Origin of the sequence: Dolichospermum compactum NIES-806 (genome assembly GCF_002368115.1) — a bacterium.
GTDB lineage: Bacteria > Cyanobacteriota > Cyanobacteriia > Cyanobacteriales > Nostocaceae > Dolichospermum > Dolichospermum compactum.
Genome location: NZ_AP018316.1, coordinates 3,752,361 through 3,774,403, shown reverse-complemented (window position 1 = coordinate 3,774,403; position 22,043 = coordinate 3,752,361). Strand labels below are relative to the sequence as shown.

Annotated in this window: 26 protein-coding genes, 1 tRNA gene and 1 pseudogene; 23 read left to right on the top strand and 5 right to left on the bottom strand. The window is 39.7% G+C overall.

Annotation, left to right across the window (positions count from 1 at the left end):
- Positions 1–5: 5 nt before the first annotated feature.
- Positions 6–2,705, bottom strand: coding sequence for a CBS domain-containing protein (locus CA730_RS17845; protein WP_096669322.1), 2,700 nt, complete (start codon positions 2,703–2,705; stop codon positions 6–8).
- A 347-nt stretch (positions 2,706–3,052) separates the two neighbouring features.
- Entirely contained in the window at positions 3,053–3,187 is a 135-nt protein-coding gene (locus CA730_RS26135) for a hypothetical protein (protein ID WP_269076481.1), read from the bottom strand.
- An 80-nt stretch (positions 3,188–3,267) separates the two neighbouring features.
- Here CA730_RS26135 and psbZ point away from each other — a divergent pair, with 80 nt between their 5' ends.
- The 7 genes from psbZ (at position 3,268) to CA730_RS17810 (ending at position 8,155) form a co-directional block, all read left to right on the top strand.
- Entirely contained in the window at positions 3,268–3,456 is a 189-nt protein-coding gene (psbZ, locus tag CA730_RS17840) for a photosystem II reaction center protein PsbZ (protein ID WP_096669320.1), read from the top strand.
- 325 nt (positions 3,457–3,781) lie between these two features.
- Complete coding sequence (ribH, locus tag CA730_RS17835) at positions 3,782–4,273, top strand: 6,7-dimethyl-8-ribityllumazine synthase (protein WP_096669318.1); 492 nt, start codon at positions 3,782–3,784, stop codon at positions 4,271–4,273.
- A 135-nt stretch (positions 4,274–4,408) separates the two neighbouring features.
- Positions 4,409–4,480 (top strand) — tRNA-Gly (locus CA730_RS17830).
- Positions 4,481–4,682: 202 nt separating this feature from the next.
- The gene (locus tag CA730_RS17825) at positions 4,683–5,090 is read left to right on the top strand and encodes a hypothetical protein (protein ID WP_096669316.1); all 408 of its coding nucleotides are present in this window, start codon (positions 4,683–4,685) and stop codon (positions 5,088–5,090) included.
- Between the two features lie 4 nt (positions 5,091–5,094).
- On the top strand, positions 5,095–6,360 hold the full coding sequence (locus tag CA730_RS17820) for a glutamate-5-semialdehyde dehydrogenase (protein ID WP_096669314.1): 1,266 nt from the start codon (positions 5,095–5,097) through the stop codon (positions 6,358–6,360).
- Positions 6,361–6,467: 107 nt separating this feature from the next.
- Positions 6,468–7,658 carry a hypothetical protein gene (locus tag CA730_RS17815; RefSeq protein ID WP_157750018.1) on the top strand — a complete coding sequence of 397 codons (1,191 nt, stop codon included), beginning with the start codon at positions 6,468–6,470 and terminating at the stop codon, positions 7,656–7,658.
- Between the two features lie 11 nt (positions 7,659–7,669).
- Positions 7,670–8,155 (top strand): hypothetical protein, encoded by a 486-nt coding sequence (locus tag CA730_RS17810; protein WP_096669310.1) that lies wholly within the window; start codon positions 7,670–7,672, stop codon positions 8,153–8,155.
- A 21-nt stretch (positions 8,156–8,176) separates the two neighbouring features.
- Here CA730_RS17810 and CA730_RS17805 read toward each other — a convergent pair whose 3' ends face one another.
- Complete coding sequence (locus CA730_RS17805) at positions 8,177–8,608, bottom strand: DUF29 family protein (protein WP_096669308.1); 432 nt, start codon at positions 8,606–8,608, stop codon at positions 8,177–8,179.
- A 207-nt stretch (positions 8,609–8,815) separates the two neighbouring features.
- On the opposite strand from CA730_RS17805, the gene CA730_RS17800 reads away from it, so the two are divergent.
- Together CA730_RS17800 and CA730_RS17795 are read left to right on the top strand one after the other, a co-directional pair.
- The gene (locus CA730_RS17800; RefSeq protein WP_096669306.1) at positions 8,816–10,846 is read left to right on the top strand and encodes a bifunctional serine/threonine-protein kinase/formylglycine-generating enzyme family protein; all 2,031 of its coding nucleotides are present in this window, start codon (positions 8,816–8,818) and stop codon (positions 10,844–10,846) included.
- A 535-nt stretch (positions 10,847–11,381) separates the two neighbouring features.
- Positions 11,382–11,816, top strand: a pseudogene (locus tag CA730_RS17795) (DUF29 domain-containing protein).
- A 43-nt stretch (positions 11,817–11,859) separates the two neighbouring features.
- Here CA730_RS17795 and CA730_RS17790 read toward each other — a convergent pair.
- The gene (locus CA730_RS17790) at positions 11,860–12,942 is read right to left on the bottom strand and encodes an ATP-binding protein (protein ID WP_096669304.1); all 1,083 of its coding nucleotides are present in this window, start codon (positions 12,940–12,942) and stop codon (positions 11,860–11,862) included.
- A 196-nt stretch (positions 12,943–13,138) separates the two neighbouring features.
- Between CA730_RS17790 and CA730_RS17785 the strand changes: the two genes are divergently transcribed.
- The gene (locus CA730_RS17785; RefSeq protein ID WP_096669302.1) at positions 13,139–13,798 is read left to right on the top strand and encodes a Uma2 family endonuclease; all 660 of its coding nucleotides are present in this window, start codon (positions 13,139–13,141) and stop codon (positions 13,796–13,798) included.
- Positions 13,799–13,887: 89 nt separating this feature from the next.
- Here CA730_RS17785 and ndhN read toward each other — a convergent pair whose 3' ends face one another.
- Entirely contained in the window at positions 13,888–14,364 is a 477-nt protein-coding gene (gene ndhN / locus CA730_RS17780) for an NAD(P)H-quinone oxidoreductase subunit N (protein WP_096669300.1), read from the bottom strand.
- Between the two features lie 872 nt (positions 14,365–15,236).
- Here ndhN and rplC point away from each other — a divergent pair.
- The 13 genes from rplC (at position 15,237) to rplE (ending at position 22,030) form a co-directional block, all read left to right on the top strand.
- Entirely contained in the window at positions 15,237–15,875 is a 639-nt protein-coding gene (gene rplC / locus CA730_RS17775; RefSeq protein ID WP_096671618.1) for a 50S ribosomal protein L3, read from the top strand.
- 105 nt (positions 15,876–15,980) lie between these two features.
- Positions 15,981–16,613 carry a 50S ribosomal protein L4 gene (rplD, locus tag CA730_RS17770; RefSeq protein ID WP_096669298.1) on the top strand — a complete coding sequence of 211 codons (633 nt, stop codon included), beginning with the start codon at positions 15,981–15,983 and terminating at the stop codon, positions 16,611–16,613.
- Positions 16,606–16,923: a 50S ribosomal protein L23 gene (locus CA730_RS17765; protein ID WP_027402105.1), complete on the top strand. Its 318-nt coding sequence runs from the start codon at positions 16,606–16,608 to the stop codon at positions 16,921–16,923. Before rplD ends, CA730_RS17765 begins: the two co-directional genes overlap by 8 nt.
- A 136-nt stretch (positions 16,924–17,059) precedes the next feature.
- The gene (gene rplB, locus CA730_RS17760) at positions 17,060–17,923 is read left to right on the top strand and encodes a 50S ribosomal protein L2 (RefSeq protein WP_096669296.1); all 864 of its coding nucleotides are present in this window, start codon (positions 17,060–17,062) and stop codon (positions 17,921–17,923) included.
- Between the two features lie 146 nt (positions 17,924–18,069).
- Positions 18,070–18,348 (top strand): 30S ribosomal protein S19, encoded by a 279-nt coding sequence (gene rpsS, locus CA730_RS17755; RefSeq protein ID WP_027402103.1) that lies wholly within the window; start codon positions 18,070–18,072, stop codon positions 18,346–18,348.
- 91 nt (positions 18,349–18,439) lie between these two features.
- Complete coding sequence (rplV, locus tag CA730_RS17750) at positions 18,440–18,799, top strand: 50S ribosomal protein L22 (protein WP_096671616.1); 360 nt, start codon at positions 18,440–18,442, stop codon at positions 18,797–18,799.
- 57 nt (positions 18,800–18,856) lie between these two features.
- Positions 18,857–19,642, top strand: coding sequence for a 30S ribosomal protein S3 (gene rpsC, locus CA730_RS17745; RefSeq protein WP_096669294.1), 786 nt, complete (start codon positions 18,857–18,859; stop codon positions 19,640–19,642).
- Between the two features lie 74 nt (positions 19,643–19,716).
- Positions 19,717–20,142: a 50S ribosomal protein L16 gene (gene rplP / locus CA730_RS17740; RefSeq protein WP_027402100.1), complete on the top strand. Its 426-nt coding sequence runs from the start codon at positions 19,717–19,719 to the stop codon at positions 20,140–20,142.
- 3 nt (positions 20,143–20,145) lie between these two features.
- Positions 20,146–20,373, top strand: coding sequence for a 50S ribosomal protein L29 (gene rpmC / locus CA730_RS17735; protein ID WP_027402099.1), 228 nt, complete (start codon positions 20,146–20,148; stop codon positions 20,371–20,373).
- A gap of 6 nt (positions 20,374–20,379) precedes the next feature.
- On the top strand, positions 20,380–20,628 hold the full coding sequence (gene rpsQ / locus CA730_RS17730) for a 30S ribosomal protein S17 (protein ID WP_096669292.1): 249 nt from the start codon (positions 20,380–20,382) through the stop codon (positions 20,626–20,628).
- A gap of 46 nt (positions 20,629–20,674) precedes the next feature.
- Positions 20,675–21,043 carry a 50S ribosomal protein L14 gene (gene rplN / locus CA730_RS17725; RefSeq protein ID WP_096669290.1) on the top strand — a complete coding sequence of 123 codons (369 nt, stop codon included), beginning with the start codon at positions 20,675–20,677 and terminating at the stop codon, positions 21,041–21,043.
- Positions 21,043–21,393, top strand: a complete 351-nt coding sequence (rplX, locus tag CA730_RS17720) for a 50S ribosomal protein L24 (protein WP_027402096.1) — start codon at positions 21,043–21,045, stop codon at positions 21,391–21,393. Before rplN ends, rplX begins: the two co-directional genes overlap by 1 nt.
- 88 nt (positions 21,394–21,481) lie before the next feature.
- Positions 21,482–22,030, top strand: a complete 549-nt coding sequence (rplE, locus tag CA730_RS17715; RefSeq protein ID WP_027402095.1) for a 50S ribosomal protein L5 — start codon at positions 21,482–21,484, stop codon at positions 22,028–22,030.
- Positions 22,031–22,043: the final 13 nt, after the last annotated feature.

The window sequence follows — 22,043 nt, the reverse complement described above, 5'->3', positions numbered from 1 at the left end:
ATCAATTACCGAGGATAATGCTTGGTTAGAAATTCTTGTGCTTCTGCTTTATCCTTAATTATACCATCTACAGTAGCAGTCAATAAATCATCAAGCATTTGCTTATATTGGGGACTAGGTTTATAACCCAATTTTTTTAAATCATTCCCATTTAATAAGGGTTGAATATTTCCCCAATTGGTTAAATATTGCCAAATGCGTCTTCTGATTTTGCGGGGACTTTGTAAAGCGATTAAGATTAAAGTTTGCAAATCATATTTTCTAAGTAAATAGAGTGTTTGACTAGGTTTTTCAAAAGTCGGTAATAATGTAATTATCTCAGATTCAACTGTAAATAATTTTTCTAATCTAATAATACTATCATCCGTTAATTGCAGATTTTTAGCTACTTTTCCCCGATATTCTGGTTGTAAATAGGCAATTAATACTTCTAAACGCATTTGCCAATTTATTAAAGTTTGTTTTTTGTCAAATTTTCTTAAACAGTGTTTTAATAAATTTAATTGTCGAGAAAGTTCTGCATCTAACTTTAGAGTAGAATGAATACATTGTAAAGCCCCTAAATTATCAAGCAATTCTAAAGCTGATTGCCAATAAGGTGCTGCTAATATATATTTTAATTCAGTTTTTAACCGAGTTTGCAAAGCTGGAGTTTTACTATTTTCCTGACTTGTTCGATCATAAACTCCGCTATTTATCGCATAACGAATATAAGTTTCTGTTTGTGGTTCTAGGGAAAATCCAAACCGCACTGCAAACCGTACTCCGCGATAAATCCGAGTTGGATCTTCAATAAAACTATTAGGGTGTAAAATCCGAACTTGCTGATTTTCTAAATCTATAAAACCACCAAAGAAATCTAACAATTCACCAGCACGGGGAGAAGTTAACCGCAAAGCCATTGCATTAATCGTAAAATCTCGCCTATATAAATCTTGCCGAATAGAACTAGCTTCAACTTCTGGATTAGCTGCTGGATAAGGATAAAACTCGGTTCTTGCTGTGGCAATATCTACCCATAATGAGTCTAATACTAAATCTTTATGCCATAATAAAGCCGCAGTTTGAAAAGCACCATGAATTTCTAATCTCGCATTTTGATAAATTTGCTGTAAGGCTTTAGCTAGTTCTACACCTGCACCCACATCTGCGGTTTGATGAAAACCATCAACTACTAAATCAATATCATTAATCATCAAGTTGCGAGTTTCCGCTTCTGCTAATAGCAAATCTCGAACTGCACCACCTACTAAATAAAGATGCCAACCGCGTTTTTCTGCTTCTTGAGATGCGATAGTGAGTAATCGCCAAAGCTGAGGAGTGAGACGTTTTTCTAATTCAGTATTGAGTCCTAAATTTCGAGAATAATTATCAGGTGTTAATTCTATATTTTGAATGGTTAATTGATGTAATTCTCTTAAAATATCGGTGCGGGTGACAATACCCACTAATTGCCCATGATCTAATACTGGTAATCTACCAATATCATAAGTCACCATTAAAGACTCAATTTCTGGTAAAGAAGTATCAGGGGTAATTGTCTTTAAATTACCTGTCATATAACCTTTAACTGGTGCATGACTAAACCCATGATGTAAAGCAATATCTAAATCCCGACGGGAAATAATTCCGATTAATAAATCTTGGTTATTAACTACAGATAAACCTGAATGTCCATAACGCAATAAAATCCGTTGGGCTTCAGCTATAGTAGTATCAGGGCGAATTGTCCGCACTGGCGAAGACATCAAATCTCTAGCTGTGGGAGGATGGGGAATTTGGGCTTTTAAACTATCTAATAATTCTTGTAAAATTTGTTGGGAATCTGTGGTACGCAGATTAAGAGATGCAGCTTGAGAATGTCCTCCACCACCATGAGGTTGAAATAAGGAATTAAGATTTGTTTGGGGAATTTTTGTTCTCCCAATTACTGTGAATCGCCAATCATCTTCACCTAAAGGATATTCATTTGCCAACAGTACAGCATCGGTTTCTGTTAAGTCAATGATTTCCGTAGCTAAACCTGATAAACCGGGGACAAAACCATCGGTTTTTAGTGTAACCCAAGCTATGGTATATCCCCGCAAACAAAGATATTGTAAATTCTCTAAAGCTGTACTTAATAACTGTTGTAATTGTGGTGATAAACCAGGATCTCGATAGGTAGAAATTACTGATAAATTTGCTCCTTGCTGCATTAACCAAGCTAAAGCTAAAGCGTCTCTGGCTGTAGATTGTTTATAGGTTAATGAACCTGTATCCACATGAATACCCAAAGCCATTACGGTTGCTTGGGCAGAATTTAAAGCAATATTATTTTTTTGCAATTCTTCTACAATTAAAGTAGTTGTAGCACCTACTTCGTCAATATATAATTGGGTACTGGGAATGTCTCTATCTTGTCCAAAATGATGATCGTAAACGATAACTTCCTGGACACTGGGTAAATCAAACCAGATAGCGGCCTTACCCAAGCGATCGCGCTTTTGAGTATCCACAACCATTAAAGAGCGAATATTTTCAGGATTTACAGAACGTCTTTCAATCAACGGATACTCATCACGGTGTAACGCCAAAAAGTCCCGCACGGGGGGATGTGCGCCCCCAGTCAAGACAATTTTACTCCCTGGTTTGAGACAAGTTAACCCTACCGCTGCCCCCAAAGCGTCAAAATCCGCAGTTGTGTGACAAATAATTAAATCCATATATTTTAAGATAGGAGTCAGGAGTCAGGAGTTAAGGAGTTCAGGAGTATGGCTAACGCCACGCTGCGCTATCAGGAGAAAGAAGAAAATTCTTTCCCTATAAAGTAAATATACTAGGACTTACGCACGCTCACTAATTTACCATGATATGAATGAACGAAATTGCGTCGTTTTCGGCTTTGGGAATAACTTATTGAGTAGGGTGTGGTTCGGCAAGCTCACCAACCACGTCAGATAGAGGGAATCTGTTTTTTTGTCAAAATATCGTGTCTGACGCACCCTACAAGGGATAAAATTTACGTTACATATTTGGGGAATCTTGTCAATGCGTAAATCCTATTTCTATCTTAATCATTTTCCCCATCAGCGATCGCCAGTCCCCAATCAGCGAAAGAAAAAACAGATTGGAAGATCAGAAGTGAGCAACTGTTACAAACCAGACGTAAAATATTAATTGACCAGGCGATGCCTTGTGAGTTCATAAGGTTCCCTGAAAACCCTAAACTGTTTATACAGCACAGTTTCGGGAAAACTAAGATTTAGTTATGTTGGGAAAAACAAAATGAGCATAGTATTTCAAATCGCTTTAATATCATTAGTCCTGTTCTCCTTCGTGCTTGTGATTGGTGTACCTGTTGTTTACGCTACTCCTCAAAACTGGGTAGAATCTAAAAAACTACTCTGGGTTGGTTCAGGAATTTGGGCGGCTTTAGTCGTGTTAGTTGGTATATTAAACTTTTTTGTGGTTTAGTTGAATGCTTTAAATATTCACTATGGCATACCATACACACTTTTAAGAGCAAAAAAGCTCAGGTAAAGAGTCAAAAAGAAAAAACTTTCTTTTTTCAATATCTTCGCCATTTTTTGTAGGTTGGGTTAAGCAACAGCGCAACCAAAAGCATTTGTCGGGTTTCCTTACGTCAACCCAACCTACTAATCAGGCTTTTTTCAATTTTGCGAAGGTATTGATTGTTTTCTCAACAACTTTTTCCTGATTGTGCTTTCCTGCTCTTCTATTTTCATTGCAGAAAACTATATTGGTAAAGCAGTTATTCTAAATTTATTTAGAGGCAGTTATGGCAGTTTTTGAAGGAAATTTTCAGCACACCGAGTCTTTGCGCTTTGCATTGATCATCGCTCGCTTCAATGATCTTGTCACCTTAAAATTAGTAGAAGGATGTAAAGACTGCTTAAAGCGTCATGGTATAGATCCTGACCCCGAAGGACAGCAAGTAGATTATGTATGGGTTCCTGGTAGTTTTGAAGTTGCCAATGTGGCCCGTCAGTTGGCAATGTCTGGCCGTTATGATGCCATAATTTGCCTCGGCGCAGTCATTAAAGGACAAACACCGCATTTTGATTATGTATCCTCAGAAGTTTCTAAAGGTGTTGCTGCGGCTAGTTTCCAAACAGGTGTACCTGTAATTTTCGGCATTTTAACCACAGATACCATGCAGCAAGCCCTAGAACGAGCCGGCATCAAGAGTAATCATGGTTGGGAGTACGCTATGAATGCTATAGAAATGGCTAGTCTCATGCGGCAATTACGCCCGAATTTAGCAGGTTAATTGGGTGATGGGTAATGGGTAATAGGTAATGGGTAATTGGTTAAAAATTCTTGCCACTGACAACTGAAAAAAAAGTTTAGCTAAGGGGTTGACAACTGAGAATAAATCTGAAATAATAGTTTTATTGGTGAGTTCGCGGGTGTAGCTCAGTGGTAGAGCGCAACCTTGCCAAGGTTGATGTCGTGGGTTCGAATCCCATCACCCGCTTTCTAGTTAAAGTTGATATATTAAAATAACAGTAAAGATATTCCATCACCACTAAATTTGTAAATGATGGATATTCAGTTTGGGAGTTTGTGAGAAAACTTTCCCAGCTATATTATTAGACGCAATTTCAAGGTTTCCCATACTGATTTTCAGGAAAATTGGGGAATAATGTAAAAAACCGCCCAAGTTATTTATCTCGCTTGTGCAACCTCAAAAACCAGATAAAATTGACTTAAATACGGAATACGCTTGTCCTTGTCGTCGCAATGGACATTTAATTCCTATTACACTCACAGAAGCGTTTGGATGCGATCGCTGTCAGCAGATTTTTGTAGTCGAAGAAAATGGGTATGTATTGGAACAACTTTCTACTACTTATCCTTACAAACGTGCTTGGCGCTGGAAAGGCAATAATTGGCAAATTGTTCAACCCCGATTAGGACAAAACTATTTACCAATAGCACTCAGCATTATTTTTGTGTTAGTGATTATATGGCTACCATTAGCTCTACGATTGGCTAATAGTTCCAACATCATAGCTTGGGCAATTGTAGCAGTGCTATTGGTAATTCTGCCAGCACTAATGGTCTGGCTTACTTACAGACGTTAACTCCATGACAGGTGAAGTGATTGATGATTACCCCGAACCGATGACAAGCGCTAACCGCGCTTTCCAGGCTTCCCTAAAATTGGGAACGACGAAGGGGATAGATAGGAGTCGCGCTGTGTTAGCAATGGCACAAGCGATAGAAAGTGATTTTGATGAAATTCTCGAAGCTAATACTCTGGATTTAGAAGCAAGTCGAGAAATGGCAGTTCCCGAATTAATTTTGGACTGGTTGAAGCTAACTCCCTTTCGGTTGGAGAATACTATTAAAATTCTGCAACGATTGGGGGAATTATCTGATCCTTTACGCCGGGTGAGAACTGCTGATTATCAACAGGAAGACTCCCAAAGTTATACTCAACTGATGCCTTTGGGGGTGATTGCCTTTATTTATGAGGCTTTCCCGGATTTGGGGGCGATCGCTGCTGGTTTTTGCATAAAAACTGGCAATAGTATTATTCTTAAAGGTAGTACGGAAGCTAGTAATTCTAATACAGCGATCGCTAACGCCCTGCAAACAGCCATTACCAAAGTCGGATTACCCGCAGGTTGTGTAGAATTAATCACCGCTGAACATGGTGCTTCAGTGCGAGACTTAGTTACCCAAGATCAGTATTTAAGTTTAGTTATTCCCTATGGACGTTCCAGTTTAATTCAACAGGTAGTCAGACAAGCAACCTGCCCAGTGTTAAAATCAGCAATGGGTAATTGTTATCTGTATTGGTCAGTAAATAGTAGCTTAGAAATGATTCGCTGGATGATTATGGATAGCCATGAAAGCGAACCAGATCAAGTCAATGCCATTGAAAAAGTTTTAGTGCATCGTCAAGCTTTACCATCTTCCTTATCAGTGCTGTGGAGTAGTTTAAAAGAAAAAGGTTTTCAACTTAAAGGAGATGCAGAATTAGTTGGAGCATTTCCCCAATTGCAATTAGCCAAAGATGAAGAATGGGGAACACCGTATTTAACCAAAACAGTAGCTTTTAAGTTAGTAGATAGTTTAGAAAGTGCGATCGCTTGGATTAATCAATATAGTAGCAGTCATGCCGATAGTATTGTCACAGAATCCTACCAAGAAAGTCGCCAATTTGCATTAGGAGTAAATAGTGCCTCCACCTACATCAATGCTTCCCCTCGTTTTTCCCGTCACTCCTCACGGGGAGAGGCTGTGTTTTTAGGAATGTCCAATCAAAAAGGACATCGCAGGGGATTTATTAGTTTGGAAACATTGACAACGGTGAAGCATATTGTTCAGGGAAATGGACGGTTTTAATAGTGAGTTGTGAGAAATAGAACTGTTATATATTTATAATAGTCATTAAAGATATTCAGCTATTTCTCACAATACGCACAATTTCGTAAACAGAGAGTTTAAGTTATATGTCAAACCGACTAAAGCTTTTTAGAGAAAGAATGGCAGCTTTTGAGGGTGCAGCAAATCCATCAGAAGCAATTGAAAGTGGTTATTATGTCCACGCACCAGGAAAATTACTTGTAGACAATATCTCAAATCGTATAGCTTTGCGTCCGTCATCTTCACATCTTCTTTTAGGAGGTATTGGATCTGGGAAAACAACTCAATTATTAGTTGCTTGTCAACAAATTAATGAAATAGAAGATATCCATGCAATATATGTAGACGTTAGCCGATATACAGATATTTCTAAAATAACCACTGGTGTTTTAACTGCGATCACTGGATTAGAACTTGCTAAACTTATAAAAGATAGTCAGGACAAAAATGTTATAGAATCTATCAAGTTAATTCGTAATCTGGCACATGGTTATACAACAGAATATGATCCCTACGATGACTTCTACGATGATGGAGGACAGTATATCGCTGTCAAAGGTATTATTCCCAAGAAAACAGAAGGATATGGAATCAGCTTACAGTTAGTAGAAACGGTAAGTAAATTAGCTAAAGCTACATTTAAAAATTACGTAAATCTGGTTCTTCTATTTGATGGATTAGATAAACTTGATGATGCTAAAGCATTTATGCAGGTTGTGTATTCAGATGCAAAATCAATATCGTCTTCTGGTATTGGTGTAGTATTAATAGGGTCATTAACTGCAATTTATGGTGATTATCATGATACAGTTGATAAAAGTTTAGACTATTTATGCTATCAGCCATTTTTTGATGTCGAAAATGATCCAGAAGCTTATAATTTTTTTGAGAAAATTATTCAAACTCGCTCATCAAAAGATTTTATAGAAGAATCAGCAATTAAAGCTTTGATTCACTTTTCTGGTGGGGTTTTACGAGACTTTATTACCCTGACACAAGCCTCCATTGAGGAAACATATCTATCAGGTGAAGATAAAGTACAAGAACAACAAGTTTTAAAAGCTGTTGATTCAACTGGTAGAAATCAATTACTTGGTATATCAGATAATGAACTGAAAATTATTAAGCAAATTCTCCAAACAGGAACATTTATTCCTAGAACTGATGAAGATTTAAGATTATTAGTAAGACGAGTAATTCTTGAATATAGATATCCAAAACTACGTTATGCAGTTCATCCAGCCATGAAACCATTAATTCAACAAATTGTAGATTAAAATGAACTTCGATGAAAAGTGCTAACTTCTTGCGAAGTGAGATTTTGAGGTGTTTAACAAAAGCCTGTGATGATAAGCTTTTAAACAAAGAATATTATTCTAAAATTCATGAACTACTCAAAAAGACACCAAAGAGTAAAGGACTTATTGAAATAACTGGAGGACAAAGAAACTTTAAGCGACTTAAAGAAATTCCCCATTTTGAAAGATTTGATGGTTGCTGGTTTGATTTTGCAATTTTAGTGGATGAAAATATTAAACCTGCTGAAATTATTGCTTTTGACTTTGAGATTAGATTTTTAGAAGATAACCCAACTAAATTTTTACGATTTGATCTAAATTTACCAGAACACAATAATGACAATCAAGGAAAACGATTTCATTTACATCCAGGTAATGATGACTTAATGATTCATGCTTCCCCAATGTCACCACTAGAAATTCTGTATTTATTTTTATATGACTTAAAAATGCCTGAACGTCCTCGCAGTTCATGACAACACTTTTTATTAGCTGCTTTAATTCTCTCCTCCCAAAATCAAATCCATAGCTTCCTGAATTACCTCATCTTGATTAACAAAATTCCCTAATTCATCTGCTGTATACCTGCCTTCAAAAGCCTCCAAAGCAGCCTTTCTTAAAGCCGATTCGTAAGCATCTTGTAAAGTTTCTAATAATTCATCCTCCTGCAAATAAAAACCCTTACCCTTGGGACGTTGATTAGTGCGTTGAATTTGCTTAACAGAATTAAAAATAGAAGTTTCCCAAGAACGAGTAGAACGTTTTTCAGCCCCTTGTTTAATCAAATGCAATAACAAAATAATCCCATAACTAAAAATCTTATTTAACTTATCAGACTTACTCATTTCCTCCAACTCTTCCACCAAATCCAAAGCTTCTAAAACTTTCCCTTCATGCAATAATTCTTTTAACATTAATAACTCTTCCATACTCCCTTTCCTCCTCTGAGTCTCTGTTGTTAAATTGGAATAAGATATATATATATATATATATATTTTCTATGATAAGCTATGGCTATCAACGCAGCTTGACAATATATCCTGAAAATCCTCAAATCCTGGAAATCCTGATTCAGACATATTTATTTTCCGTAAATCAAGGTAGAATATCGGATAAATGTGCTACTTACCAAGATTATGAGCCTGTGCATCAATCCTAGCTGCTCAAAGCCGCAAAATCCAGATAATCTCCTCTTTTGTGAAACCTGTGGTTCAGGGTTGTTGCTACAAAACCGCTATCGGGTAGTAGTTAGACTGGGAGGTGGTGGTTTTGGTGATACATTTGAAATCAATGAAGTCAGAACCAATAAAACCAAAGTTCTCAAAGTCTTAACTAATAATAGCCAGAAAGCCATAGAAGCATTTAAACAAGAAGCCGAAGTTTTAAGTCAACTTAATCATCCGAGTATTCCCAAAGTAGAACCAGGCGCTTATTTTGAACATTATTCTCGCAACAGCAAAACCCCAATTCATTGTTTCGTAATGGAAAAGATTGAGGGAGAAAACTTACATGAGTATATGAAAAAAAATAGTTTGCGTCCCATTAATCAAACTACAGCAATAGAATGGTTGAAAGATTTACTGATTATTTTAGAACAAGTCCATAATAAAAACTTTTTTCACCGAGATATCAAACCATCTAACGTCATGTTGAGGGTTGGAGATACTCAACTAGTATTAATTGATTTTGGCACGGTTAGAGAGGTGACAAACACAGTCATGATTCAGCAAGGTGGAGTTACCGGATTTAATTCTCCCGGTTACACACCTTCGGAACAATTGACTGGTAACGCTGTAAAGCAATCTGATTTCTTTGCTTTAGGACGGACATTTGTTTATTTACTCACGGGTAAAGAACCACTTGATCAAGAAATGTATGATTCTTATCATGCGACATTAAATTGGCGTAATTATGCACCGCAAATATCAAAAATGTTGGCAGATTTGCTAGATGAGATGATGCAAACTTTATATAAGGGTCGTCCTCAAAATACCCAAGAGATTTTACAAAGGATAGCGAAAATAGAAAAAGCTTTACAACCACCACCTCCAAAACCTCAACTACAACCTCAACCTATTAAATATCAACCGAAACCAATTTCTCAGAAGCAGAAAAATACAACTCGTCGAGATTTTATCCAAACAGTGAGTTTAGTGGTTGGTGGTGCTGTTATCGCAGTTGTAGGACAAAATTTATTTTCTGGAAATAAAAATCAAACCTCAACACCAAAAATTACAACTTCTCCAAATACTCCAACACCAGAACCTACAACATCTCCAAAACCAACCCCACAAAATACAACTTCTCCAAATACTCCAACACCAGAACCAACTCCAGAAATTACCACTCCCCCACTTCAAACCTTCAGTTTTGAAGTTGTCACCACAGACGCAACTGGAAGCATCACCAACCGCCGCAACGCCAGTGCAAAATACTTCACAGAAGACTTAGGAAACGGTGTTTTCTTAGAAATGGTGGAAATCCCAGGGGGAAAATTTATCATGGGTTCACCCGCAAATGAAGCACAACGACGTTTAAATGAAAGTCCCCAACACCAAGTGACTGTTCCGAGTTTCTGTATGGGTAAATACGAATTGACACAGGCGCAGTATCAAGCTATTATGGGAGATAATCCTGCTTATTTCAAAGGCAATAACCGCCCAGTTGAAAATGTGAGTTGGAATGATGCAGTTGCTTTTTGTGAAAAGTTAAGTCAAAAAACAGGAAAAAAATACAGATTACCCAGCGAAGCCGAATGGGAGTATGCTTGTAGAGCCGGAACTACCACACCATTTTATTTTGGTGAAAGTGTTACCCCTGATTTGGTAAATTATGATGGTAATTATACTTATGCTTCTGCACCCAAAGGTCAATATCGCCAACAAACCACAGATGTAGGAACTTTTCCCTGTAACGCTTTTGGTTTGTACGATATGCACGGGAATGTTTGGGAATGGTGTCAAGATGATTGGCAAGAAAATTATATAAACGCGCCTATAAATGGCAGTGCTTTAATTAGTCAAAGCAATATAAAGACGCTGCGCGGTGCTTCGTGGTACGGCAATCCTGAAAACTGCCGTTCTGCCATCCGCGACAACTCCTACCGCGATAACAGGTCCTTCAATATCGGTTTTCGCGTTGTCTGTTTTAGTGCGGCGATGACTTAGTAGCCCTTTACACTCTTGCTCTTTTGCCCTCTTCTCTTTTTTTCTTTTCCCTTCTTAACCCACCGCCGTTAGGCGGAAAATATTTTTTTCTACAAAAAGCGGATTTTGGTGTCTTGATTCAGTATAGCACACATTTTCCATTTTGTCTGAATCAGGATTTCCAAGATTTAAGGATTTACAGGATTGAAGAATAGGTAAGATGTGAAGATAAGGAAATCCTGTTCATCTTCTAATCTTGTACTTCGACTTCGCTCAGTAACCGTAAATCCTGATTCTGACAATAATCAAATACAGTTGTAGAATAGAAGAAAGATATCAATAATACCTGACAAATTGTGAATCAATTTTCATGAAAAATCCTGAAAATCCTGATTCAGACAAATTCCTATCCTGAAAATCCTAAAATCCTGTACTTCGACTTCGCTCAGTAACCAGACATCCTGATTCAGACAAATTCCTATCCTGAAAATCCTAAAATCCTGAAAATCCTGATTCAGACAAATAAATAATATATAGTAATTTACAGGTAAAAACCATGAATACACTGTACAATTCTGATTTTTATGGATGGGCAAAAACACAAGCACAACTACTCAGAGAAGAAAAATGGGAAACACTAGATAAACTCAACTTAATTGAAGAGATAGAAACATTGGGAAGACAAGAAAGAAGAGAATTAACCAACCTTTTAGCCTTGTTATTAGGACACTTACTAAAATGGCAATATCAACCATAAAAACGTAGTAATAGTTGGTTAGCAACAATTCGAGAACAACGGACTCAAATCAACCGAATATTAGCAGATAGTCCCAGCTTAAAATCCTATTTAGAAGAAGCCTTTTGATTAGGTTATCAAGACGGAATTAACTTAGCAGTCAAAGAAACCAACCTCCCCTATGAAACCTTTCCAGAAAATTGTCATTATGAAATCACACAAATATTAGAAACTGAATTTTTACCAGAATCATAACCTTCTTCCTTTGCGTCTTTGCGCCTTTGCGTGAGAAACCAAATTAACTCAACCGTTCCCGCAACCACAAAGCCAACAAAGGCATAGCTAACCGATAACCATTTTCAGCATCATAAATCAAACCCTTATGCTGCAAACCAGTTAACGCCCCTTGTAGACTTCCACCCCGTGAAAGTCCATGCTTTTGAATATACTCCTTACTCTGAGGTTTATCAGTCGGATCAATAGCTAAAGATTCCAATAAATGTACCTGATTTGCTGGTAACAACATCAGCAAAGATTCATAAGTCATAGATAAATCTTTCAATAATCCTGCTATAGCCTTTTGCACATCTTCCTCCCTAATTAATTCATCTGCACAACGCGAAGCAGATAACCGCCGAATAATCGCCATCCCATCCCCAATATGTCCCTGTACTGCCTCTAAAAATAGCTGTAAGGCTTGACTATGACAATCAAAGGTGAAACCTTGCGTATGTAAAATTTCCCTCGCCCACAAGGCTACAACGTCCTTAGCTAAAGGGGCTAATTGAATAGTTTCTATCGGATAATTAGTATCATCTGGCTGTTGGCTAGACTCAGCAATCGTGGCTATTAATACATAACTAACATGAGGATAAGCCTTAACTTCTTTCCTAAATGTAGTTTCCCATAAACCATGACGATCCCAAGAACGAATATGGGGAAAACTTTCTAAAATCAGCAATATGCGTTGATTTAAATCAACCGCCATTATTTCTAACAAGTTTAACAAATTGGCGAAGGCTTGCCACAGTTGTTCTTGTTCCAAAGAGAGAATTAGTTTTAGTTGACTTTCAAAATTAAAAGTAAAAAATGCCGAATTATTTTCATTTAACCAGATTTGAATTTTTTCCGCTTCCCAGTTTTGACTAATCGCTTCCGCTAAGAGTTGCACAAATCTCTCCGCTTCTGTAGCGCGAATGCAGTCTATTTCTAAGATAACTGTATTTACCTCCTGTGCTGCACCTCTGACTAAAGTACGTCTTCCACTACCAGGAACTCCAGTAATTAACAAATCACCATCTTTTGCCAGTATTTCAATAATCCGCTGAAACTCTACAGAACGCCCAATTAATTGTAAGGGAGTAGACAAATTTAAATTCACTCGGTTCTCGCTTTTGCGTAATATATTATAATAACTATAGGAATAATATTTGATTTATGAAAAGATACGTAGGGTGCGTCAGACCTCATAAATTCTATCAATAAACAGATTTGTAATATCTGACGCACTCTACAATACCTAATTTTTTTCAAAAATCAAATATGAGTTCTATATTAAGCTAAATTTAAAGGCAACTATGGTTAGTACAATCACTAAACCAAATAATATTACCCCAGAAACTACCCCAGCAGAACAGCGAGTAGTTTTCCACAATATCAGTTGGCAAAATTATCAGCAAATTTTAGCAGCATTAGGGCAAAGTCGTTCTTCTCGACTTATCTATGATCAAGGGACATTAGAAATTACCATGCCTTTAGAAGAACATGAAAGTGCTACCAGATTAATTGAATTATTCATCCGCATTTTGGTAGAAGAAATGGGGTTGAAAATTAAAACAATGGGTTCAACTACCTTAAATCGTGATGATTTACAAAGAAGTGCTGAACCGGATAATTGTTATTACATTCAAAATCAACCTCAAGTAGTTGGAAAAAAAGTTGATTTAAACGAAGATCCACCACCAGACTTAATTGTAGAAGTAGATATTACCCACACTGACATCAATAAACTTCAGTTTTATGCCAGCATGGGTGTACCGGAATTTTGGCGTTATAACGGTGAAATATTGCAAATTTATCAACTTCAAAATCATCAATATGTTGAAGGAGAAAAAAGTCCCACATTTTCTATAGTCACCAAAGCAAAACTTTATCAATTTTTGCAAGATTGCCAAATAGATGAAGTCCAAGCTAGTAAATCTTTTCGTGCTTGGGTACAACAGGAAATACAGAATTAAGATATCCCCAAACAAACCGTAGGGGTGGGGTTTCCCTACCCTGGTATTACTTTTGTGTTACCCTGGGTTTACCCACCCTTGTAATTTGCTTAACTAGCTAACAGTGTCTTTTCTAAAGGTGTCCAGCGGAAAATGCGATCGCCACCTCTCTCAATAACCACCTTAACCCTTGGTTCTAACTTAGGCAAATCCATCAAATACTCAACTTCCTGATCAGAAAGAATATATCCCTCAATAATCCACAACACCAACCCCTTAGACTTAGGAGGTAATTGTGCCAAATGGGAACTGATCATTGGTGGTAAATAATATACATCACCCACAGCCGCACCACTACTATTACTTCTTTTGCCTAAATGTGGTGGTCTGACACCATGAACTTGCGTCAGATACGCAGCCACATCACCCAGTCCTCTTGCAGTAATGTGGAGGCTAACATAGCCAGCCGCCCGTAATCGGCGCAGATACCGACCTTCATAGCCCCCCTCCAGAGGAACATAAACACCCAACGCCCCAAATTTCTCCAAATTGCGGATGAAACCGTTGCCAGTGGTAATTAGTGCCATATATTTTCTTCCTATCCCACTTAGATATCTCTATTATTCACTCTCTAGTGGTAGATTAAGTTAAATGAACCTGCATATTTTCAACAATTTTGAAAATTCACAGCCGGAACATGGGTGATTTTCCCTACCCACACCTCAGCATCCCATAACAGAGCAAAAAAAATACTAGACAAAAATTAACGAATAGTTTATATTATTAGATTGTGACCGAATAGTATAATTAGATAGCCATCTTTCTTATTTAGACTTCCTAGTTAGTCCTAGCATCTGAGTTTCTAGTTAGTTTCCCCAAAAGAATAAAACTGGCTCACTTCATAAGAGACTGCTAAACTAAAAAAGCTTTCAGGTCAAATAAAGAGCCAAAGTCATATTTAAGCTCCCACACCAAATCACTCCCGTAAATCCTAAAAAAATTAGGCAAAACCTTAAACAATAGTTTAGGGCATGAAAATAAGTAGTTCCTTAGCAGTAATGTTGGTTTCATGGCATTATGTTAAGACTGAGGAAAAGGATACTGAGGGTCAATAACCACTTAAGTCCTGCTACCACGGTAGAGTGCCAAAGCAACTGCTTGGACGAAAGCATTGCTGCACACAGCGCAAAGCCATCAAGCCTCGCATTGAATTCCAGAAGTAATACCCTCTCAATAGAGTAGGAAGTTATTCCTGTTATTGTGATTGAGTAAGTGAAAATAAACAAATTCACTAAAACAAAAGGGACAAAAACTGTTGCGTCGCCAAGAATTTACACTGTCTAACGCCAGTCCAAATTTTAGAGGTAAAGTTTACACTCAAGCGACAGTAGCAAAACCAGTCCCGATTCGACTTCCAGGTTTAGCCCAAAAAAATAAAACGAAAGGAGAACCAGTAACTGTGTCTGTAGGTATTCTCGGCACCAAACTGGGCATGACCCAAATCTTTGATGAAGCAGGAGTCTCCATTCCTGTTACCGTCATCAAAGCCGGTCCATGCACCGTTACGCAAGTTAAAACGAAACAGACCGACGGTTACTCTGCCATTCAAGTTGGTTATGGCGAAGTCAAACCCAAGGCACTGAACAAACCATTGTTGGGACATTTGGCTAAGTCATCCGCTCCAGCAGTCCGTCATCTAAATGAATATCGCACCGATAGCGCTGGTGATTATGCTTTAGGTCAAGAAATTAAAGCAGATATTTTTAGTGCAGGTGAAATTGTAGATGTAGTTGGTACGAGTATTGGTCGCGGTTTTGCCGGCAACCAAAAGCGGAACAACTTTGGTCGCGGTCCTATGTCACACGGTTCCAAAAACCATAGAGCGCCAGGTTCTATCGGTGCTGGTACAACCCCAGGTCGTGTTTATCCAGGTAAAAGGATGGCAGGACGTTTAGGCGGTACTCGTGTCACAATTCGCAAATTGACAGTAGTACGAGTAGATGCAGAACGCAACTTAATCCTGATTAAAGGAGCAATTCCTGGCAAACCAGGAGCCTTAGTCAGCGTCGTTCCTGCAACTATAGTTGGTAAAAAATAGTCATTTAGTCATTGCTTAGTAGTAGTCATTGGTTAGGGGCAAAAAAAGACAACCGACAACTGACAACCGGCAACTGACAAAAGACAACTGACAAAGGACACAAAGATGGTAGAGAGTGTAATTAAAAATTGGCAAGGAGAGCAAGTTGGAGAAACAAACTTCGACTTACGAGTTGCCAAAGAAACAACAGCGGCGCATATCGTACACCGCGCCCTAGTCAGACAAATGACCAATTCTCGCCAGGGAACTGCCAGCACCAAGACTCGTGCAGAAGTTCGTGGTGGTGGTCGTAAACCTTGGCGGCAAAAAGGCACAGGTCGCGCCCGTGCTGGTTCTATCCGTTCACCACTGTGGCGTGGAGGCGGTGTGATCTTTGGACCAAAACCCAGAGATTTCGACCTAAAAATGAACCGCAAAGAACGCCGATTGGCATTGCGGACAGCCTTTATTAGTCGTGCTGAAGATTTAATTGTTGTTGAAGAATTTAGCAACGAATTACAGCGTCCTAAAACCAAGGATCTCGTAGCAGCATTAGCTAGATGGGGTGCTGCACCAGAACAAAAAGCACTATTGATTTTGTCTGAAATCCCAGAAAACGTGCTTTTATCAGCTCGCAATATCGAAAACTTAAAACTAATTCCTGCCGACCAGTTAAACGTTTACGATTTGCTCCATGCTGACAAAATTATCGTCACATCATCAACCCTAGAGAAGATCCAGGAGGTCTACAGTGCCTAAAGTAGTTGCCACCCGTGATCTGCCGGATTTAGTGCGTCGCCCCATTCTCACCGAAAAAGCGACCATGCTCATGGAACAAAACAAATACACATTTGAAGTAATTCCTAAAGCCACCAAACCACAAATTAGAGCCGCAATTGAAGACCTATTTGCAGTTAAGGTCGTCAAAATCAATACCGCTAACCCACCACGCAAACAAAAACGGGTAGGTAGATTTATTGGATACAAACCCCAATACAAGCGAGCTATTGTTACTGTTGCTCCTGGGGACGAAGAAAAAATCAGAAAAGTTCTCTTCCCAGAAGTCTAAAAATTTGAGATTTTAAATTTGAGATTTGAGATTGGGCTAATAAATCAAGAAAACGCCAAAGAACAATTAAAAATCGGAAATTGAAATCAAAAAATTCTGACTCCAAAATCAAAAATCAAAACTCCAAAACTGAACTATGGGTACTCGTTCTTATCGCCCTTATACCCCCAGTACTCGCCAAGTAATCATCTCTGACTTTGCCGAAATTACGAAAACTGAGCCAGAAAAATCATTAACTGAATCAGTTCATCGTCCCAAAGGTCGGAACAATCAAGGGCGGATAACCAGCCGTCGTCGGGGTGGCGGACACAAACAACTTTACCGCATTATTGACTTTAAGCGAGATAAGCGGAATATCCCGGCTATAGTTACAGCCATTGAATACGATCCTAACCGGAATGCGCGGATAGCTTTGTTGTTGTATGAAGATGGCGAAAAACGTTACATCTTGCAGCCAAATGGCATGACTGTAGGGACAAAGATCATTGCTGGACCTGAGTCACCCATCGAAGATGGTAATGCCTTACCTTTATTGAATATTCCCTTGGGTACTGGTGTTCACAACGTCGAAATGACCCCAGGTAAAGGTGGTCAAATTGTCCGTGCTGCTGGTGCAGTAGCACAAGTTGTTGCTAAAGAAGGCAACTATGTGACATTAAAGTTACCTTCAGGTGAAGTCCGGTTGATTCGGCGTGATTGTTACGCCACCATCGGACAAGTCGGTAATACAGACGCAAGAAACCTCAGCGCTGGTAAAGCTGGACGAAATCGCTGGAAAGGCCGTCGTCCCAAGGTTAGAGGTAGTGCCATGAACCCAGTGGATCACCCACATGGTGGTGGTGAAGGTAGAGCGCCTATCGGTAGATCCGGTCCTGTAACACCTTGGGGTAAACCTACGTTAGGAGCGAAGACACGTAAACGCAAGAAAGCCAGCACTAAGTTGATTATCCGTCGTCGTCGCAAATCCTCTAAACGTGGTCGTGGTGGCCGTCAGTCTTAGAATTTTAGATTTTAAATTTTGGATTTTAGATTGAGTCTATTTTTAAGCATTCAAAGTTTTTGAAGCCTAATATTAAGACAGCTTAATTATCCAAAATCCAAAATCCGAAATCCAAAATAGGTAAATCCAAAATCCAAAATTGAACTATGGGTCGTTCTTTAAAAAAAGGTCCTTTTGTTGCTGACCATCTGCTCAAGAAAATTGAGAAGTTAAACGCAAAAGATGAAAAACAAGTGGTTAAAACTTGGTCGAGAGCTTCGACCATTTTGCCCTTGATGGTAGGTCATACTATCGCTGTTCATAATGGACGGCAGCACGTTCCTGTATTTGTCAATGAACAAATGGTAGGACATAAGTTAGGAGAATTTGCTCCTACCCGTACCTACAGAGGTCATGGCAAAAGTGACAAAAAATCAGGGAGATAGTCACTAGTCAGTAGTCAGTGGTCATTTAGTCCTCTTGCAACTGACAACCGCTGACAATAGACAACTGACAAACATAGAGTAAGTTATGAAAATGGCAACTGACACTACTGAAGTTAAGGCGATCGCCCGTTATATACGCATTTCTCCCTATAAAGTGCGCCGTGTACTTGACCAAATTCGCGGGCGTTCATACAGAGAAGCACTAATTATTCTCGAATTTATGCCCTATGGTGCTTGTGACCCCATCTTAAAGGTTCTCAGAAGTGCCGCAGCTAACGCAGAGCATAATGCTGGTTTGGACAGAGCCAGTTTGGTGATTAGTCAAGCCTATGCTGACCAAGGCCCAGTGCTAAAACGGTTTCAACCCAGAGCCCAAGGTCGAGCTTACCAAATTCGCAAACCAACGTGTCATATCACTGTTGCTGTTTCCGCTGGCTCTACTGCTGAGTAAACAGCCATACAGGCACAAAAAAATTGCGTACAGTAAGAAATTTTAGAGGAAGCTTTTGTGGGACAGAAAATTCATCCAGTCGGCTTTCGACTGGGTATAACTCAAGAACACCAATCCCGTTGGTTTGCAGAACCTGACCGTTATCCAGAACTTCTACAGGAAGACTACAAACTCCGTCAATACATTGAACAAAAACTAGGTAGATACGCTCAAAATAACGCCGGTATTTCCGAAGTGAGAATTGAGCGCAAAGCGGATCAAATTGACATAGAAGTTCGCACAGCTAGACCAGGTGTGGTTGTAGGTCGGGGTGGTCAAGGTATTGAATCATTGCGCCTTGGACTACAAGGAGCTTTGGGTGGTAATCGCCAAATTCGTATTAACGTTGTTGAAGTCCAACGAGTTGATGCTGATGCTTACCTGATTGCTGAGTACATTGCTCAACAATTAGAGCGTCGGGTTTCCTTCCGCCGAGTTGTGCGTCAAGCAATTCAACGCGCTCAAAGAGCAGGTGTACAAGGAATCAAAGTTCAAGTCGGTGGTCGGCTCAACGGTGCAGAAATTGCCCGCTCTGAGTGGACTCGTGAAGGTCGAGTTCCTCTCCACACCTTACGGGCTGACATTGACTATTCTGGCTGCACAGCTAAGACAATTTACGGGATTCTCGGAATTAAAGTTTGGGTATTTAAAGGAGAAATTATTCCTGGTCAGGAACAAGCTCCCGCCCAACCAGCCAGAGAACGTGACCGTGATCGTGGTGATCGTGACCGTGAACGCGAACCCCGTCGCCGACAACAACAACGTCGTCGTCAACAGTTTGAAGACCGCTCCAATGAATCCTAGTCAATGCTCAATAGTCAGTGGCAAAAAAACTGACAACTGACAACTGACAACTGACAACCGACAACTGACAAATCATGTTAAGTCCTAGAAGAACTAAATTCCGCAAACAACAACGCGGACGCATGGAAGGTCTTGCCAGCCGAGGCAGTACCCTCAACTTTGGGGATTTTGGACTCCAAGCCCAAGAACCATCTTGGATTACCTCACGGCAAATCGAGGCTTCCCGTCGGGCAATGACTCGGTATATTCGCCGGGGTGGCAAAATCTGGATTCGGATTTTCCCTGACAAACCAATTACCATGCGTCCTGCTGAAACCCGGATGGGTTCTGGTAAAGGTAACCCAGAGTTTTGGGTAGCCGTAGTCAAACCAGGCCGGATCATGTTTGAAATTGGCGGCGTGACTGAAGAAATTGCCCGCGAAGCTATGCGATTGGCTGACGCTAAGTTACCAATTAAGACCAAATTTATTGTGCGCTCTCAACCACAGGAGCAGGAGTAGGTTATGCCTCTTCCCAAGATTGCGGAAGCTAGAGAATTAAATGACGAAAGACTGGCCGAGGAAATTGTCGCTGTTAAGAGACAATTGTTCCAGTTGCGCTTGCAAAAAGCCACAAGACAGCTAGAAAAGCCTCACCAGTTCAAACACGCACGCCATCGTCTCTCCCAATTGCTGACAGTAGAAGGAGAACGGAAACGGGCAGCAAGTCTTTCAGACCAAGAGCAAAAGTAGGAAATTATGGCAGTCAAAGAACGAGTTGGCTTGGTAGTGAGCGATAAAATGCAAAAAACTGTGGTAGTAGCCATAGAAAACCGCGCTCCTCACCCCAAGTACGGCAAAATCGTAGTTCAAACCCGCCGCTATAAAGTTCACGACGAAGAGAATACCTGTAAAACAGGCGATCGCGTGCGGATTCAAGAAACCAGACCCCTGAGTAAAACCAAGCGTTGGCAAGTTACAGAAATTCTGAACACCAAAGCTACATAGTAAACAGTTGTATTAACTTACAACGACCCCAAAAGAGAGACCAGTTGTGATTCAACCCCAATCTTATCTGAATGTCGCAGATAATAGCGGTGCTAAAAAACTAATGTGCATCCGCGTATTAGGTGCAGGTAACCGCCGTTATGGTGGCGTAGGCGATAGAATTATCGCCGTTGTCAAAGAGTCTTCACCCAACATGGCTGTTAAAAAGTCTGATGTTGTAGAAGCGGTAATTGTACGTACACGCAAGGCTATTACTCGTGATAGTGGAATGGCTATCCGCTTTGACGATAATGCCGCAGTGATTATCAACAAAGAAGGTAATCCTAGAGGTACACGGGTATTTGGACCCGTAGCTCGAGAACTGCGCGATAAAAACTTTACTAAAATTGTTTCTCTGGCTCCGGAGGTGCTGTAATGGCAAAGCGCCCACAACCCAAAGTTTTTCATAAAATGCACGTCAAAACTGGTGATACTGTGCAAGTCATCGCGGGCAAAGATAAAGGTAAAGTTGGTGAAGTGATTAAAGCACTACCACAACTGAGCAAAGTTCTTGTCAAAGGTGTCAACATTAAAACCAAGCACGTGAAACCCCAGCAGGAAGGAGAATCAGGGCAAATAGTCACCCAGGAGTACCCCATTCATAGCTCCAATGTGATGCTCTATTCCACCAAGCAAAACGTTGCTAGTCGCGTCTGCTACACTTTCACTGCCGAAGGCAAGAAAGTGAGAATGCTCAAAAAAACAGGTGAGATTCTTGATAAATAGTCATTAGTCATTAGTAAAAAACAACTGACAACTGACACTGACAAAGAACTTTCCCTGACCAAGACCAGGGAATAACAGGACAAACACTATGGCCATAACACGACTCAAAACCGTATATCAAGAGACAATTACTCCCAAATTGATTAATCAGTTTCAGTACACCAACGTGCATCAAGTGCCAAAGGTGATTAAGGTAACTATCAACAGAGGTTTGGGAGAAGCTGCTCAAAACGCTAAATCACTAGAGGCATCCATCAGCGAAATAGCCCTGATTACTGGACAAAAACCTGTGGTAACACGGGCAAAGAAAGCGATCGCCGGCTTTAAAATTCGTCAAGGTATGCCTGTCGGGATTATGGTGACACTAAGAGGCGAACGGATGTACGCCTTCTTAGATCGTCTAATTAACCTGACACTACCCAGAATCAGAGACTTTCGCGGTGTCAGCCCCAAAAGCTTTGACGGTCGTGGCAACTACACTCTGGGTGTGCGCGAACAGCTAATTTTTCCAGAAGTGGAATATGACAGAATCGATCAAGTCCGGGGTTTAGATATTTCTATCATCACCACGGCAAAAACCGACGAAGAGGGCCGCGCCTTACTTAAGGAAATGGGAATGCCCTTTCGCGATCAATAAGTTCATCTAAAGA